15 protein-coding genes are annotated in these 16,071 nt (G+C 42.4%); 10 read left to right on the top strand and 5 right to left on the bottom strand.

The features are described from left to right. Positions 1-182: 182 nt before the first annotated feature. The 5 genes from GJU40_RS10710 (at position 183) to GJU40_RS10690 (ending at position 6,510) form a co-directional block, all read left to right on the top strand. Positions 183-1,019, top strand: a complete 837-nt coding sequence (locus GJU40_RS10710) for a lipoate--protein ligase family protein (protein ID WP_154307756.1) — start codon at positions 183-185, stop codon at positions 1,017-1,019. Positions 1,020-1,394: 375 nt separating this feature from the next. Then, the gene (locus tag GJU40_RS10705; RefSeq protein WP_154307755.1) at positions 1,395-3,956 is read left to right on the top strand and encodes a vitamin B12-dependent ribonucleotide reductase; all 2,562 of its coding nucleotides are present in this window, start codon (positions 1,395-1,397) and stop codon (positions 3,954-3,956) included. 154 nt (positions 3,957-4,110) lie between these two features. Further along, entirely contained in the window at positions 4,111-4,851 is a 741-nt protein-coding gene (locus GJU40_RS10700; protein ID WP_154307754.1) for a gamma-glutamyl-gamma-aminobutyrate hydrolase family protein, read from the top strand. Between the two features lie 132 nt (positions 4,852-4,983). After that, complete coding sequence (gene mntR / locus GJU40_RS10695; RefSeq protein WP_154307753.1) at positions 4,984-5,415, top strand: transcriptional regulator MntR; 432 nt, start codon at positions 4,984-4,986, stop codon at positions 5,413-5,415. A 213-nt stretch (positions 5,416-5,628) separates the two neighbouring features. Next, positions 5,629-6,510: a patatin-like phospholipase family protein gene (locus GJU40_RS10690; RefSeq protein ID WP_154307752.1), complete on the top strand. Its 882-nt coding sequence runs from the start codon at positions 5,629-5,631 to the stop codon at positions 6,508-6,510. On the opposite strand, the gene GJU40_RS10685 is transcribed toward GJU40_RS10690, so the two are convergent. Together GJU40_RS10685 and GJU40_RS10680 are read right to left on the bottom strand one after the other, a co-directional pair. Next, positions 6,507-6,875: an SA1362 family protein gene (locus GJU40_RS10685; protein ID WP_154307751.1), complete on the bottom strand. Its 369-nt coding sequence runs from the start codon at positions 6,873-6,875 to the stop codon at positions 6,507-6,509. The genes GJU40_RS10690 and GJU40_RS10685 overlap by 4 nt on opposite strands. 31 nt (positions 6,876-6,906) lie before the next feature. After that, positions 6,907-7,854, bottom strand: coding sequence for a DUF1385 domain-containing protein (locus GJU40_RS10680; RefSeq protein WP_154307750.1), 948 nt, complete (start codon positions 7,852-7,854; stop codon positions 6,907-6,909). 252 nt (positions 7,855-8,106) lie between these two features. On the opposite strand from GJU40_RS10680, the gene GJU40_RS10675 reads away from it, so the two are divergent. The 4 genes from GJU40_RS10675 (at position 8,107) to efp (ending at position 10,933) form a co-directional block, all read left to right on the top strand. Continuing rightward, on the top strand, positions 8,107-8,637 hold the full coding sequence (locus GJU40_RS10675) for a YqhR family membrane protein (protein ID WP_154307749.1): 531 nt from the start codon (positions 8,107-8,109) through the stop codon (positions 8,635-8,637). Positions 8,638-8,802: 165 nt separating this feature from the next. Next, positions 8,803-9,255, top strand: a complete 453-nt coding sequence (gene aroQ / locus GJU40_RS10670; RefSeq protein ID WP_343031514.1) for a type II 3-dehydroquinate dehydratase — start codon at positions 8,803-8,805, stop codon at positions 9,253-9,255. Further along, positions 9,242-10,306 (top strand): M24 family metallopeptidase, encoded by a 1,065-nt coding sequence (locus GJU40_RS10665; protein WP_343031518.1) that lies wholly within the window; start codon positions 9,242-9,244, stop codon positions 10,304-10,306. The genes aroQ and GJU40_RS10665 overlap by 14 nt, the downstream gene beginning before the upstream one ends. 69 nt (positions 10,307-10,375) lie before the next feature. Beyond that, a complete protein-coding gene (efp, locus tag GJU40_RS10660; RefSeq protein ID WP_154307746.1) occupies positions 10,376-10,933 on the top strand; it encodes an elongation factor P in 558 nt (185 codons plus the stop codon). A gap of 126 nt (positions 10,934-11,059) precedes the next feature. Here efp and gntK read toward each other — a convergent pair whose 3' ends face one another. The 3 genes from gntK to gnd form a co-directional block, all read right to left on the bottom strand. Further along, positions 11,060-12,595, bottom strand: coding sequence for a gluconokinase (gntK, locus tag GJU40_RS10655; RefSeq protein ID WP_154307745.1), 1,536 nt, complete (start codon positions 12,593-12,595; stop codon positions 11,060-11,062). 101 nt (positions 12,596-12,696) lie between these two features. Further along, complete coding sequence (locus GJU40_RS10650; RefSeq protein WP_154307744.1) at positions 12,697-14,037, bottom strand: GntT/GntP/DsdX family permease; 1,341 nt, start codon at positions 14,035-14,037, stop codon at positions 12,697-12,699. 12 nt (positions 14,038-14,049) lie between these two features. Beyond that, positions 14,050-14,949, bottom strand: a complete 900-nt coding sequence (gnd, locus tag GJU40_RS10645; protein ID WP_154307743.1) for a phosphogluconate dehydrogenase (NAD(+)-dependent, decarboxylating) — start codon at positions 14,947-14,949, stop codon at positions 14,050-14,052. Between the two features lie 148 nt (positions 14,950-15,097). Between gnd and GJU40_RS10640 the strand changes: the two genes are divergently transcribed. Next, positions 15,098-15,952 (top strand): MurR/RpiR family transcriptional regulator, encoded by an 855-nt coding sequence (locus GJU40_RS10640; RefSeq protein ID WP_154307742.1) that lies wholly within the window; start codon positions 15,098-15,100, stop codon positions 15,950-15,952. Positions 15,953-16,071: the final 119 nt, after the last annotated feature.

Raw genomic sequence — 16,071 nt, 5'->3', positions numbered from 1 at the left:
TATAGTCAAAGCTCCGTAAGGAACTTTAGGCTCAATTATTATATTATATAAAAGCTTGTCTAACTTGTCACCTTGGGAAAGGAGAAATATTTGCATCTTATTTTTGTTCTGATAGACTATTATAGTGTTGTCTGCCTGCTGGCAGATGTACATAAAAAAGTTAGTGCGGTGAGGGAATAATCATGGAAAAAGAAGTGTGGAGATTTATTGATTCCGGCGCATGCAGCCCGGCTTTCAATATGGCTTTGGATGAAGCCCTTCTTGATTGGCACAGCGAGGGAAAGATCCCGCCGACCATCCGTTTTTACAGCTGGAATCCAGCAACTCTGTCTATCGGGTATTTTCAAAAAGCTGAAAAGGAAATAAATTTTTCGGCAGTTGAAAAATACGGTTTGGGTTTCGTCAGAAGACCGACAGGAGGAAGAGGCGTCCTTCATGATCAGGAGCTGACTTACAGTGTAATTGTTTCGGAAAGCCACCCAAACATGCCCAAGACAGTTACTGAAGCATACAGGGTGATATCTGAAGGAATATTGGAAGGCTTTAGAAAGCTTGGACTGGATGCCTATTTTGCCATCCCGAGGACTGAAGAGGAGAAACAGGGGCTGAAAGATCCCCGTTCATCCGTATGCTTTGATGCTCCCTCTTGGTATGAGCTTGTTGTCGAAGGAAGGAAAGTGGCCGGGAGCGCACAAACGAGGCAGAAAGGTGTCATCTTGCAGCATGGATCAATTCTGCTTGATATTGATGAAGACAAGCTGTTTGATCTTTTTCATTATCCGAGTGAGAGAGTCAGAGAAAGAATGCAGCGGAATTTTAAAAATAAGGCAGTTGCGATTAATGCGCTTTCTTCAGTGGCTGTCACCCTTGTGGATGCCGCAGCTGCTTTTAAAGAGGGATTTGAACAAGGCTTGAATATCTCACTGCAGCCGTATGAACTGACTGCGGAAGAAAAAGAGATTGTCATGAAGCTAGCCAAAGAAAAATATGAATCACCACAATGGAATCACAAAAGATAGGGAGCAGATGCTGCTCCTTTTCCGGCTGGTTAAACAAGAATTAATTATAATCAATCCAACTTTGTAGTTCCTTTTGGCAATTTTATTCTGTTGATTCATTTGTTGAAACCCTGTAAATTAGAATCTTCAAGTACAAGAGAATACGCAAACGACAAATTTCTTTGAAATTCTACATTGAGATATATCTACCTTTCATTTTCTCCTTTTTTCTCCGTTTCATATTCTTTTTTTTATTTGACAATTTCTTTAAAATCCTCTCCAAACCCAACATATGGTGTTGTCGAATAATATACAAACACTATATGTTGATTGTGTAATAGGGATATGGTAGTGTTATTTTTATAGATTTAGAGATAGATTAAGGAGCTGTTATTTATGTCTGTTGCAGTAAACAATATATTAAAAATTGATATCGAAAAGTTAAATAAAGACATCGGGCTGTTTCCTCAGGTTCACCCTGTTACAAGCGATATGAAAATGACCCACAAGGGTGTTTCAAGGCTTGTGATGCTGGATCGCTACACTTTTAAAGACACTGAAAAAATTACCCTTTCTGCAGGTGACTTTGTTGTTTTGACAATTAAGGAAGATCCGAAATTTCCTGCACGGGGACTTGGATATATCAAGGAGATTGACTGGCAGCAAAAAACAGCGCTGGTACAGGTGGAAGAAGAATACCGCCATGCCCTGGATAAGCCGGAAGATATGGAAACAGGCATCATAAAGAAATCACTTGATGTGATTGAAAAGCCACTGGAAATCTATTACGAGCAAATTGCAAGGCGTAATGCAGCAGGACTTGCATCAGTTGAAGCAACAGAAGAAAAGCGGAATGAATGGTTTGAAAAGTATTATCAACAGTTGTCTTCCTTGAATTTTATTCCTGCAGGCAGGGTTTTATATGGTGCAGGAGCAGATACGGACGTTACATACTTCAACTGTTATGTTATGCCGTTTGTCCAGGATTCCAGAGAAGGCATTTCCGAGCATCGCAAACAGGTTATGGAAATCATGAGCCGGGGCGGCGGCGTCGGGACAAACGGCTCAACGTTAAGGCCCCGAAATACGCTTGCGAAAGGCGTTAACGGCAAATCTTCAGGCTCTGTATCATGGCTTGATGATATTGCCAAACTGACTCATCTTGTAGAGCAGGGCGGCTCAAGGCGTGGTGCGCAAATGATCATGCTGGCCGACTGGCATCCTGACATTGTTGAATTTATTATCAGTAAAATGCAAAATCCGCGTATTCTTCGTTATTTAATAGAAAATACAGGGGATGAAGGCATTCGTAAAGCTGCTGAGGACAAGCTGAAATTTACTCCGCTGACTTTGCAGGAAGAAGAAATGTACCAGGGCATCGTGAATTTTAAAAATGTACCTGGAAATGGAGGATTCTCTCCAAAGACGATTAAAGAAGCAGAAATGAAACTTGGCATTGGAGGAACTTATACTGTCCATAATCCCGAGTTTTTAACTGGTGCCAACATTTCCGTCTGCCTTACAAAGGAATTCATGGACGCTGTCGAGCATGATGCCGATTATGAACTGCGCTTCCCTGATGTGGAAAGCTACAATAAGGAGCAGATGAAAAATTATAATGAACAATGGCACGAATCTGGCGATGTCCGTGAGTGGGAAGCCAAAGGATACAAAGTTAGAACATACAGAAAGCTTAAAGCAAAAGAATTATGGAATCTGATTAATATTTGTGCGACCTATTCAGCGGAGCCAGGTATATTCTTTATTGATAATGCAAATGAAATGACGAACGCAGCCGCTTATGGACATAAGGTTGTCGCAACTAATCCATGCGGTGAGCAGCCGCTCGCTCCTTACAGTGTTTGTAACCTCGCTGCAGTTAATCTTGCTGAAATGGCTGACAAAGCTTCAAAAACTGTAGATTATGAAAAACTGAAAGAAACTGTCGAAACCGGCGTAAGAATGCAGGACAATGTAATTGATGCTACTCCTTATTTTCTTGAAGAAAATAAAAAGCAGGCTCTTGGAGAGAGAAGGGTCGGACTTGGTGTCATGGGGCTACATGACCTGCTGATCTACTGTGAAACGGAATACGGCAGCGAAGAGGGAAATAAGCTGATTGACAAAGTATTTGAAACAATTGCTGTTACAGCTTACCGCGCTTCCATTGAACTCGCTAAAGAAAAAGGAAGCTTTCCTTTCCTTACAGCAGATTCAGAAAAGGAACAGGAGGCACTCCGAAAAGCGTTTACTGAAACAGGCTACATGAAAAAAATGCCTGAGGATGTAAAAGAAGGCATTCTGAAATATGGAATTCGCAATTCCCACCTTCTGACTGTGGCTCCGACTGGATCTACGGGCACGATGGTTGGTGTTTCTACGGGTCTTGAGCCATACTTCTCATTTTCTTACTTCAGAAGCGGAAGACTTGGCAAGTTTATCGAAGTAAAGGCTGATATTGTTCAGGAATATCTTGATGGAAACCCTGATGCAGATCCGGAAAATCTTCCTTCCTGGTTCATCTCAGCAATGGAGCTTGCTCCTGAAGCTCATGCGGATGCTCAATGTGTCATTCAGCGGTGGATCGACAGTTCCATCAGCAAAACAGTGAATGCCCCAAAAGGCTATTCAGTGGATCAGGTGAAGGACGTGTACGAACGGCTTTATAAAGGGGGAGCAAAAGGTGGAACGGTTTACGTAGACGGCAGCCGTGACACTCAGGTGTTAACCCTGAAAGCAGAAGAAAATATTATGGATGACGGGGAAGAAGAAAACACCGCTCCCGAGAAGGGGAAAGTTGTACTGGTAGATACCATACATGCCCTGAGATCAACAGATGTTACAATCGGAAATGAAGTGGGCAATACATGTCCTGTTTGCCGTGAAGGTACAGTTGAAGACCTGGGCGGCTGCAATACTTGTACAAGCTGCGGTGCTCAGCTCAAGTGCGGATTGTAAGTGTTTTGACCTCTAATATTAAAAAGGCACAAGGATGCATGCGGCATTCTTGTGCTTTTTTCGTATCTATAAAAGTAAAAAAGTGTGCCCCTTATTGAGAACGGGTATAAACCTAGTACATTCGATATGCGAGAAAGTTACAGGAGGAATTAAGATGACTGCAAAGAAACCAGTAATCGGCATAACAAGCTCCACCGTAAATCATAAGGGAAATGACGCAGTTCTTATTCATTATGCTTATCCTGAAGCCATTATTAAGGCTGGAGGTACACCTCTTATAATTCCAATAGATGTGAACGAAGATTCTGCTGAAAATTGGGTGAAGTTATGTGATGGCATTCTATTAAGCGGGGGAGAAGACATTGACCCGCTTTCCTATAAACAAAACCCGCGTCCGGGAGTAGGGAGGGTCAACCGGGACAGAGATATTACCGAGATGAACGTTGTAAAAATGGCAAAAAAGGAAAAAACTCCCCTCTTCGCAATTTGCAGAGGAATTTCAACGCTTAATGTCGCCCTTGGCGGAACACTGATACAGGATATAGAGTATGAATTTGGGGATGATGCGATCAAGCACTCTCAGGATGCGGTACTTCCGGATGCTACTCATATGCTTGAGATAAAGGAAGGGACCAGGCTCTACGAAATTATGGGAAGTCCAGAGATTGAGATTAACAGCCTCCATCATCAGGCGATTGACGACTTGGCAGAAGATCTGACAGCTACTGCACATGCTCCGGACGGAGTCATTGAAGCAGTGGAAGGAAAAGATAAAAGCTGGCCTGTTCTTGGAGTTCAGTGGCATCCTGAAGAAATGGCGAAAAAGTATGAAAACATGCAAAAGCTGTTTGACATGTTTATTGAACAATGCAGCAGCAAGGAATATGCCGGATAAACCCCCTGAATGGGGGTTTTTTTAAGAGCATAACCTTCTGAACTTTCACGCTCAGCTTGTCATTCAGCAGCATCTGGTGTAAACTTGAAATGGTTTCTTACAGATGAAATGGCTTTTTAAGGGAGGTCCTGGATGCCTACACCAAGTATGGAAGACTACATAGAACAAATATATAAATTAATTGAAGATAAAGGCTATGCAAGAGTATCTGATATAGCTGAGGCGCTCGCTGTCCATCCGTCTTCTGTGACTAAGATGGTGCAAAAGCTCGACAAAGACGGCTACCTCATTTATGAAAAATACAGGGGCCTCATACTGACTCCAAAAGGAAAAAAAATAGGCAAGCGTCTATTGTCCAGGCATGAACTTCTAGAAGATTTTCTCCGGATAATTGGTGTAGAGGAAGCTAATATTTACAATGATGTTGAAGGGATAGAACATCATTTGAGCTGGGATGCCATTGACCGGATCGGCGACCTTGTCCAATATTTTCAAGAAGATGAAAGCAGAATTGATCTTTTAAAAAAGCTTAATAAACAAGCTGAAAACAGCCCTGAAACATAATAAAACCCTGAAACAAGAAGCCCGGAGAAATCCGGGCTTTTTGCGTTTATGCCTCTTGGGGAATGTCGCCGGCGTATCTGCTGCTTTGCGTTCTACACAGCTATTATCATTTCAGCCCATAAGACGGATTGCCTCTTTTTTTGCCATTATGGTCTATCTTCCTCTTCTTTTTCTTACATATATACAGACGGCGTTCTGAAGGGGTGAGGGCGATTGTATATCGATGGAGTATTTTCCGGCGGCGGAATCAAAGGTCTTGCATTTGCGGGGGCTTTTGAAGCTGTAGAGAAAAGAGGCTTAAAATATGTCAGGGTTGCCGGAACAAGTGCTGGTTCTATCGTAGCTGCATTTATAGCAGCGGGATATAACAGCTCTGAGGTGAGAGAAATGCTGGAAGAGCTGGAATTAAGCAGCTTTCTTGATGAACGAAAAACGCTCATTCCCTCCAAAATATGGCGCTGGGTATCGATCTACTGGAGGCTGGGACTATATAGAGGAAATAAGCTGGAACAATGGATTGCACAAAAGCTGAAAAATAAAAATGTCTCTACTTTCGGGGATTTAAAAAAAGGGGCTTTAAGAATTATTGCATCTGATATTACCAATGGAAGGATGATGGTTCTTCCCGACGATTTAATCTCCTATGGGATTATGCCTGAAAGCTTTTCGATCGCCAGGGCGGTTAGAATGAGCTGCAGCCTTCCTTATTTTTTTGAACCTGTAAAATTGACTGCATCAGAAGGAGTGAGCCTTGTAGTGGACGGGGGAGTGCTCAGCAATTTTCCGATATGGCTGTTTTGCAGGAACAATCACCAAATGCGGCCTGTGCTTGGCATAAAGCTCAGCTCAAACGATCAGGAATCATCCAAGCATAAAATTACGAATGCTTTTGAATTGTACAATGCACTTTTTGAAACGATGAAAAATGCACATGATGCAAGGCATATTTCTTCAAAGCATGAAAAAAATATTGTGTTTATTCCGGTAGATCATGTTTTAACGACGGAATTTGGTTTAACAGAACAAAAAAAACTAGCTCTGGTTGAGCTAGGAAGAAGTAAAACAGAAGAATTCTTAAGGAGATGGGCATTTTAAAAAAATGCTCTATTTTTCTTTTTGCCTTTTTTTCCTTCAATCACTGTCAGGTGGGAGGGCTGCTGCCGCTTTTTCTTGCTGGCGATATTGGTAGGTTTCTTAGACTGGCTGCTTTTAGCCTGCGTCTGCGGACCATCCGTGTAGCGCCGTTTTGACTGCTTGACAGCTTTTGTGAAATTCTTGTCTGCTCCGCCAAGCCTCTTTCCCAAAAAGAAACGGACCGCAAAAAAGATTAGTAGTCCGATCACGGCATAGGTTGCAAAAATCATCACAAGCTCAGAAGGTCTTTCCACAATCATATAAACAAAACCGATCGCACCAAGTATAGCAATGGCAAGAAAAAATGGATTGAGTTTGCGTTTCAAGAGACCACCTCCTTAAAATCTTGATGGGATATTACACAATTTGTTCTGTTTTTATAGCTGACTCTGTTTCCTTTTCTAGTTTCAGCAGTTCATTAAAGCTTGCGATTGCCACTTCTACCTGTTTGTCTTCAGGTTCTTTTGTCGTCAGAAGCTGCAGCCACAAACCTGGGTAGCCAAGTGCTTTCAGCACAGGAACATCACGAAGTTTGTTTGTCAGCTGAAGGACTTCAAAAGAAATGCCCAGCACAACCGGAATAAGTGCAAGCCTGTTTAGCACCCGTACATATAATGGCTCTGTAGGTACAAGCATATACACAAAAACGCCTACAATAACAGTAAACAGAAGAAAACTGCTTCCGCATCTGTAATGAAGCCTGGACTGTTTTTGTACATTTTCCACATTCAAAGGAAGATTACTTTCGTAGCAGTTAATGACTTTATGTTCTGCCCCATGGTACTGAAAGACACGTCTAATCAACGGGGTAAATGAGATAACATATATATATGCTAAAAGAAACAAAAGCTTGAAAATTCCTTCTATAAGAATCTGTGAAAAATCACCTGAAAAAACAGGTCTTGTTAATTCTGCCAAAAAAACAGGAACCAAAGTAAATATAAACTTACCGAACAAAAAAGAAATTACGCCGATCGCAGCAACACCTAGTATCATTGACAGCTTCGACTCTTTTTTATCCTGCTCAACTTTTTCATCTTCGCTTGGATCGACATCAAAGCGGTCCGTTGAAAAATTCAGGTGCTTGGAGCCGTTTGCACTGGCTTCTATGATTGCGACAATTCCTCTTAGAAAAGGAATTTTTTTTAGCGATGTTAGAAGCTTATCAGATTTACGCGGAAGCGTTAAATACTCAATAGAATCATCTTTTCTCCTGACTGCAGTCACATAGTGATGCTTTCCGCCGAACATCACACCTTCCACCACAGCCTGCCCTCCGTAAACGGGCTTGTTTTCTTTTGCCATGAACACACCAACCTATTTTTAGAATGCAATAAACCAAAATGGGAATTTGTTTATTAATTCTATTCTACATAAAACGGCTTGAAACCTCTAGGAGAAGGAGTTATTTTCGGAGAAAACAGAAGGAGAGAATGATTTGAGCGAACCTTTCTCCATCTAATTGCTAGTATACCCATCAAAAACAGTTTTACACATAACGGAAAAAAACATGCTCTCAGCCATATTTGGACATAATAGGGAAAAGGAGGTGCATCCATGGAGGATAAAAATCAAGAAGAGAGCAAAAAGGAACCTGGACTGGAACAGAACAAGCGGGAGCAGCCCCTGCCATTTATCGCCCGGGCGCTTATCACAGGTTTTATTGGCGGAGTGCTTTGGGCTTCAGCTGGATGGGCAGCCCATATATTTAATTTTACTGAAATTGAACCCAACATGATTCTTCAGCCTGTGATGATTGGAGATTGGAAGAACACAGTGCTCGGCAATATCATCAGCATTTTGGTCATTGGGCTTTTGTCTGTAGGTTCAGCCCTCGGATACTTTCTTTTTCTTAAAAGCTTTAAGGGCATGTGGATGGGCATGGTGTTTGGCCTTGCGTTATGGGGGCTGGTATTTTTAGTACTGAATCCTATTTTCCCGGATGTGAAAACCATCTTTCAATTAAAAAGAGAAACAGTGATCACAAGCGCCTGTCTCTATCTTTTGTATGGTGTTTTTGTAGGTTACTCCATTTCTTTTGAACATAATGAGATGCTCACGGATAAACGCTTTCACGCAGCTGACTAATAGGAGATGTGCATAATCGCGGGTTGTGGTAGAATGTCTAATAAATAGGCATTCTTTTTTTTGCTCTTGTTGTTGGGATCAAGATGTACAACTGCCTGAGAACCCTGCCTGCTGCAGGAAAGAATGCAAATAGCTGCAACAACTTTTTGCAGAGGAGAATGCAAGGTGGCACACTATTTAATCATGAACGGTCCCAACTTGAACAGGCTGGGATTAAGAGAACCAAATGTATACGGAAGAGAAACATTGGAGGATCTCGAGCACAAACTGATTGCTTTTGCCGATCGGAACAGCATAGAGGTTGATTTTCTTCAGTCAAATTCTGAAGGTGCCCTGATAGATGCGCTTCACGAAGCAGAAGGAATATATGAAGGCATCGTTTTCAACCCAGGTGCATATACACATTACAGCTATGCAATTCGTGATGCAGTAGCAAGTATTTCAGTTCCGGTTATTGAGGTTCATATTTCACATGTGTATGCCCGTGAGGAGTTCAGACATACATCCGTCATAGCGCCAGTGGCAGACGGGCAAATATCAGGCCTGGGCTTTCAGGGCTACGAGCTGGCGCTGCTTGCTTTAATAGAGAAAATAAGGGGGAATCATCATGGTGCTTGAAAAATTGCAAGGAAGCTTAAAAGATTTACAGGTGGATGGTCTGCTTGTGACAAGCGATGTAAACAGAAGATATCTGACCGGCTTCACAGGAACGGCTGGGGTTGCATTGGTGTCAGGTGAAAAAGCCGCTTTTCTTACTGACTTTCGTTATGTGAAGCAGGCGGAAGAACAGATTAAGGATTTTCAAATTATTGAGCATAAACGGCCTCTTATAGAAGAAGCAGCAGCTGCGGCAAAACAAATGGGCATTGGGCGCCTTGGCTTTGAACAAGATCATCTTACATATTCAACATACAAAGCCTATGAAAAAGAAATGTCAGGCATTGAACTTGTTCCAGTATCGGGTGCAGTTGAAAAGTTACGCTTGATTAAGTCCCCATCAGAGATTAAGATATTAAAGGAAGCTGCAGAGATAGCAGATGCTGCTTTTCAGCATATTCTTAAGTTCATCCAGCCGGGGCTGAAAGAAGTGGAAGTTGCCAATGAACTGGAATTTTTCATGCGTAAAAATGGTGCAGCATCCTCTTCATTTGATATGATTGTTGCTTCGGGTATTCGCTCTGCACTCCCTCATGGTGTAGCAAGCAGCAAAGTGATCGAAAAAGGAGATTTTGTAACACTTGATTTTGGCGCATACTATAAAGGCTACTGTTCTGACATCACCAGAACGATTTCAGTGGGAGAGCCTAAGGATGAATTGAAAAAAATATATGAAACTGTTTTAAAAGCCCAGCTGCTTGGTATGGAAGGCATAAAGCCTGGTATGACCGGCAGGGAAGCAGATGCTTTAACAAGGGATTATATTACTGAAAAGGGATATGGCGAGTACTTTGGGCATTCAACAGGCCACGGTCTTGGTATGGAAGTTCATGAAGGGCCGGCTCTTTCAGTAAAATCAGATACGGTTTTGGAACCTGGCATGGTTGTGACGGTTGAACCGGGAATCTATGTTGCAGGTCTTGGCGGTGTAAGAATTGAAGACGATACTGTCATTACAGAATATGGAAATGAATCCCTGACAGCTTCGCCAAAAGAATTGATTATCCTTTGATACAATTGTGCTACATAAATAAGTAGAAATAAAAAGGCTGACCGGCCTTTGCTTTAGGAGGAACAAGTAATGATTTCAGTAAATGATTTTAGAACCGGGCTCACGATAGAAGTGGATAATGGGATCTGGCGCGTTATGGACTTTCAGCATGTTAAGCCGGGAAAAGGTGCAGCGTTCGTCCGCTCTAAGCTTCGTAACCTGCGTACAGGCGCCATTCAGGAGAAAACGTTCCGTGCAGGCGAGAAAGTGGCAAAAGCACAGATTGAAACAAGAAAAATGCAGTATTTATATGCAAGCGGTGATATGCATATATTTATGGATACAGAATCCTATGATCAGCTTGAGCTTCCTGCCGGGTCCATTGAATATGAGCTGAAGTATCTTATTGAAAACATGGAAGTATCCATCATGATGTTCCATGGGGAAACTCTTGGAGTGGAGCTCCCTAATACAGTAGAACTTGAAGTAGTTGAAACAGAGCCGGGCATTAAAGGCGATACTGCTTCAGGAGGCACAAAGCCTGCTATTGTACAGACAGGACTGTCTGTTCAAGTACCATTCTTCGTCAATCAAGGTGACCGCCTGATTGTCAATACTACTGACGGCAGCTATGTATCACGCGCGTAAAAGATAGTTAAGAGCCTTGTTTTCCTTTTGGAAGCAAGGTTTTTTATATACAGTGACATTTGCATGCAGCAAGCTTAAAAAAAATAGCAGCCCTTTTAGGATTTTTCATCCTCAAAGGGCTGCTGTTCATAAGAGTTCTTTTTGCAGTTTTGCAATTTCTTCATATTCCTCAGAAAACATTCTGGATAAGCGAATGTACAATGGCGCCACTTTTTGATAAGTGGCTGCCGCTTCCTTATTCGGCTGATGAGTATGAACCGAGCCGACAAGACTAGTGACATCCTCCAGTTTTTCCATTTCTCCTCTCGCATACAGACCGAGGACACATGCACCAAAACAGGAGCTTTCAAAGCTTTCCGGAACAACGACTTCCTGATCAAAAATATCAGATATCATTTGACGTAATATTCCCGATTGTGCAAATCCTCCTGTTGCCTGAATACGCTTAGGTTCTCCAATTAATTCTTCAAGTGCAAGCAGGACACTGTAAAGATTAAACAAAATCCCTTCTAATACTGCCCGCACCATATCTTCCTTTTTGTGATGTAAACTCAGGCCGAAAAAGGATCCTCTGGCATTGGCGTCCCAGATAGGCGCGCGTTCCCCGGCCATATAAGGATGGAAGATAAGGCCGTGAGAACCTGGAGGAACTCCATCAGCAATCGCAGTAAGCAGATCATACGGATTTGTGCCCGACAGCATCGCTTCTTTTACAAGATCCTGGCACAGCTCATCCCGAAGCCATCTGAAAATCATACCTCCATTGTTAACCGGACCGCCGATTACCCACCGGTCCTTCGTCAACGCATAACAGAATATTCGTCCTTTCGGATCTGTAACAGGCTTATCTGTAACTGTTCGGATTGCTCCGCTAGTTCCGATCGTGACTGCAACAGATCCTTTGTCAATTGCATTTACCCCAAGATTGGACAGGACGCCATCACTTGCTCCAAGGTAAAATGGGGTATCAGCAGGAAGTCCCATTACTGAGGCATGAACTGCGGATAATCCCTGCTGAAAATGAGTCGTATCAACTGGAATGGAAAGCTTCTGAGGTGTTACTCCTGCGATGCTTAGTGCTTCCTCATCCCAGTTTAGCTTCTGCAGGTTAAACATCCCGGTTGCTGATGCGATGGAATAATCGACTTCAAATTTCCCGAATAACTTGAAGAATACATATTCCTTAATAGAAATGAATTTAGCTGCCTTTTTGCAAAGCTCAGGCTGTTCAGCATGGAGCCATGCAAGCTTTGAAAGGGGAGACATTGGATGAATTGGTGTACCTGTTCGAAGGTAAATGTCATGGCCGTTTTGCTCTTTTATCTTCAGCGCATAATCATTGCTTCGATTGTCTGCCCAGGTAATCGATTTTGTCAGCGGATTCCCTGCTTCATCTATGGCAATTACACTGTGCATGGCAGAACTGAAGGAAACAAAGGCGATCGCCTCTTTTGGAAGGCCGCTGGAAGTCATACTTCGGCGTATCGCCTGCAGAACGGCCTTGGAAATTTCATCAGGATCCTGCTCAGCTGTTCCGGGATGAGGTGTATAAAGCGGGTATTCGATATTTTCCCTGGAAACGAAATCCCCGTTTTTCCTAAATACTACAGCTTTCGTACTCGTTGTTCCAATATCAACACCAATCATATGTGTATGTTTCATTCCGTTTCCTCCTACAGAAAAAATGAGCGAAGAGCTGACAAATTGTGTTGTCAGCTCTTTTGTTTTTTATTTATATTTTTCAGATATTGTCTGCTCTTCTATTATATAAACAGACTGATTGTGAACACAACCAGGAAGCCGGTGACTCCTATAATCGTTTCCATCACTGTCCAGGTTTTCAAGGTATCTTTTACATCGAGCCCGAAGAAACGGTTTACGAGCCAGAAGCCTGAATCGTTCACATGTGATACAGCTGTAGCTCCTGCAGCAATAGCAATAACAATCAGCCCAAGGATTGGGCCAGAATAACCTATGGCGTCAATCAATGGCGTGATCAGACCTGCTGCTGTTACCATGGCAACAGTGGCAGAACCTTGCGCGATGCGGACCAATAGCGCTATGGCAAATGCCATCATGATAGGAGGCAGAGCAGAATTTGCCATCATTTGACCTAAAACGTCCCCAACACCGGAATCGATCAGGATTTGTTTAAATACTCCCCCGGCGCCGGTAACAAGAATAATGATCCCGGCAGGTTCAAGGGCCTTTGTTGCAATTTCCTGAACCTCATCTCTCGTGTACCCGCGGCGTGTCCCAAGAAGGACAAATGTTAAAAGTGTAGCAATCGTTAATGCAACAAAGGGATGGCCTAAAAATGCCAGGAAAGAACGGACCGTATTTCCTTCCTCTAAAAGCACACCTGAAAGGGTATTTGCCAATATAAGGATTAAAGGAATAAACACTAAAAACGCAATTAAGCCGAAGCTTGGAAGATCTTTGTCGTATTCTTTTTTCTCCACTTCCATATATTCAGGCACTGTTACATGAATACGCTTTGCTATGAATTTACCAAAAACAGGACCTGCAAGAATCATAGAAGGAATCCCGGCAAGTGCACCAAACAAAATGACCCAGCCAAGATCTGCTTGAATAATTGTTGCTACTGCAATTGGACCAGGAGTAGGAGGAATATAGGCATGCGTAACCGCCAAACCTGCCAGCAGCGGTATTCCATAGAATAAAAGAGACTTTCCTGTTTTTTTAGCCAGACCGTATATGATCGGCACCAAAATGATAAAACCAACATCAAAAAAGACTGGAATCGCTACAATAAACCCTGTTATGCCCAGTGCCCATTGCGAATTTTTTTCACCGAACTTGCCAATAAGAGTCTGAGCAAGACGCTCTGCTCCGCCTGAAACTTCAAGCATTCGGCCAAACATTGCACCTAAGCCTACAACAACCGCGACAAATCCAAGGGTTCCTCCCATTCCGGATTCTACTGAACTAAGAATCTCTCCAAGCGGCATCCCTGCTGCAATTCCAACTAGTAAACTGACAAGCAGCAATGCCACAAATGCGTGGAGCTTCACGCCCATCACCAAATATAACAGTGAAAATATACCTGCAATTGCAATGATAATTAACATTGAACCATCCATCACATTAGCCTCCTATTCATTTTTCTCTACAGCATGGCCGCCAAATTCATTGCGCAGCGCTGCTACCACTTTTCCTGAGAATGTATCCGTTTCAATTGACCGGTACCGCATCATTAACGAAAGAGCGATAATGGGAGTGGCTGTTTGCAGATTCAGTGCTTCCTCAACCGTCCATTTTCCTTCTCCTGAGGAATGCATGACTCCTTTGATGGAGGAGAGTTTCTCATCCTTCTCAAAAGCTGATTCTGTTAATTCCATCAGCCACGAACGAATCACGGAGCCATGATTAAACACTTTGGCAACTTCTTTGAAATCATAAGGAAAAGGACTTTTATCCAATACTTCAAATCCTTCAGCGATTGCCTGCATCATGCCATATTCAATTCCGTTATGTATCATTTTAAGATAATGGCCGCTTCCAGCAGGTCCCGTATGCAGGTAACCGTTTTCAACTGAAATCTCTTTGAAAATTGACTCAATGGATGAAAACACCTCTTTATTTCCGCCAATCATTAGACAGGCTCCATTCAAGGCACCCTCAGTTCCTCCGCTGGTCCCGCAATCAAAAAAGAAAACACCTTTTTCTGCTGCCAGCGCATCTCTTCGTATTGAATCCTGATAGTGAGCATTTCCTCCGTCGATAATGATATCGCCTTCATTGCATGCTGCCAGCAGCTGCTGAAAAACAGATTCTGTAGCTTCTCCAGCCGGAACCATCAGCCACAAAATTTTTCTATCCGGAAAGGCCTTTGTCAGCTGCGTGATAGAGGAGTGAGCTGAGATTCCTCTAGCGGAAATTTTTTCTACAGCCTCTGCGTTTAAATCAAATGCTTCTACATCAAAATTTCTTTCATTCAGTTGTAATGCAAGGTTAAAACCCATTTTTCCTAATCCAATCATACCCACTTTCATATGTAAGCACCGCCTATATCGAAATAATTTTCTTTATATATTCAATTATAAAGAAAATTATTTTATTTGCAATCGCTTTCAAAGAAATTTTTTTTATTTTATAATGAAAAGTACCATTTCATTAAAGAAGACAAGGACTGAGTAAATAATGAATATGAATAATCATTTATGTCTGGCTAAGATCCGGTCGCTTTACCCGAGCTTCAGTGCGAAGGAATCTCAGATTGCAGATTTTATTTTGAATGATCCAAAAAATATCATTCATTTAAGCATCACCCAATTTGCAGAAGAGTTGGGAGTTGCTGATTCTACCGTTTTCCGGTTTTGTAAGCGAATAGGTTTTACCGGATATCAATCTATGAAAATTGCTCTGGCTTCCGAGGTCGTTACCCCTATTAAAAATATTCATGATGAAATAACTGAAGAGGATGATACAAAAGCACTTGCCAGCAAAGTTTTTCGTTCCAATATGAAAACGCTTGAAGACACATTGCAGATTGTAGACACCTCCGCATTGGAAAAAGCGGCAGATTTTATTACCGGAGCCGGCAAGATAGAATTTTATGGAAGCGGGGGATCTTCAATTCTTGCCATGGATGCCTATCACAAATTTATCCGTACAGGATTAAATGTGTCTGCACCATCTGACTCCCACATTCAGTTAATGAGTGCATCTCAGCTGAGAAAAAATGATTGCGCTATTTTCCTGTCTCATTCAGGCTCCACAAAGGATATCCTTGATGTTTGCGAAGTGGCTGGAAAAACAGGTGCAAAAACCGTTGCGATCACAAATATGGCCAAATCCCCGCTTACAAAGCTGGCAGACCTTTCACTTTATACACTTTCTGATGAAACAGATTACAGATCAGAAGCACTGTCCTCTCGGATTGCTCAGTTAAGCTATGTGGATGCTTTGTATGTAATTGTCATGAGATCACTGAAAGAAAACGGGCAGGAAGCGCTTGAAAAAATGAGAAAAGCGATTTCAACCAAGAGAATTTGAACTACCCGCCACTTAACTGGCTCTTGCGAGCTGTTTGAAGTGGGGGATTCCTAAGAACACCAGCGTAACCGCTAGTTATGGATTAGGCTATCCCGTTGCACCGACGGTTAGAAGCCTTA

The sequence above is a fragment of the Metabacillus lacus genome, from assembly GCF_009674805.1.
In the GTDB taxonomy this organism is placed as follows: domain Bacteria; phylum Bacillota; class Bacilli; order Bacillales; family Bacillaceae; genus Metabacillus_C; species Metabacillus_C lacus.
This window is presented reverse-complemented; position numbering and strand designations above follow the sequence as displayed.

Excerpts from the sequence above, each read along its gene's own strand:
- efp (WP_154307746.1), top strand. The coding sequence starts at position 10,376 with ATGATTTCAGTAAATGATTTTAGAACCGGGCTCACGATAGAAGTGGAT.
- mntR (WP_154307753.1), top strand. The coding sequence starts at position 4,984 with ATGCCTACACCAAGTATGGAAGACTACATAGAACAAATATATAAATTA.
- gntK (WP_154307745.1), bottom strand. The coding sequence starts at position 12,595 with ATGAAACATACACATATGATTGGTGTTGATATTGGAACAACGAGTACG.
- gnd (WP_154307743.1), bottom strand. The coding sequence starts at position 14,949 with ATGAAAGTGGGTATGATTGGATTAGGAAAAATGGGTTTTAACCTTGCA.
- GJU40_RS10705 (WP_154307755.1), top strand. The coding sequence starts at position 1,395 with ATGTCTGTTGCAGTAAACAATATATTAAAAATTGATATCGAAAAGTTA.
- GJU40_RS10650 (WP_154307744.1), bottom strand. The coding sequence starts at position 14,037 with ATGGATGGTTCAATGTTAATTATCATTGCAATTGCAGGTATATTTTCA.
- GJU40_RS10680 (WP_154307750.1), bottom strand. The coding sequence starts at position 7,854 with ATGGCAAAAGAAAACAAGCCCGTTTACGGAGGGCAGGCTGTGGTGGAA.
- GJU40_RS10710 (WP_154307756.1), top strand. The coding sequence starts at position 183 with ATGGAAAAAGAAGTGTGGAGATTTATTGATTCCGGCGCATGCAGCCCG.
- GJU40_RS10700 (WP_154307754.1), top strand. The coding sequence starts at position 4,111 with ATGACTGCAAAGAAACCAGTAATCGGCATAACAAGCTCCACCGTAAAT.
- GJU40_RS10640 (WP_154307742.1), top strand. The coding sequence starts at position 15,098 with ATGAATATGAATAATCATTTATGTCTGGCTAAGATCCGGTCGCTTTAC.
- GJU40_RS10675 (WP_154307749.1), top strand. The coding sequence starts at position 8,107 with ATGGAGGATAAAAATCAAGAAGAGAGCAAAAAGGAACCTGGACTGGAA.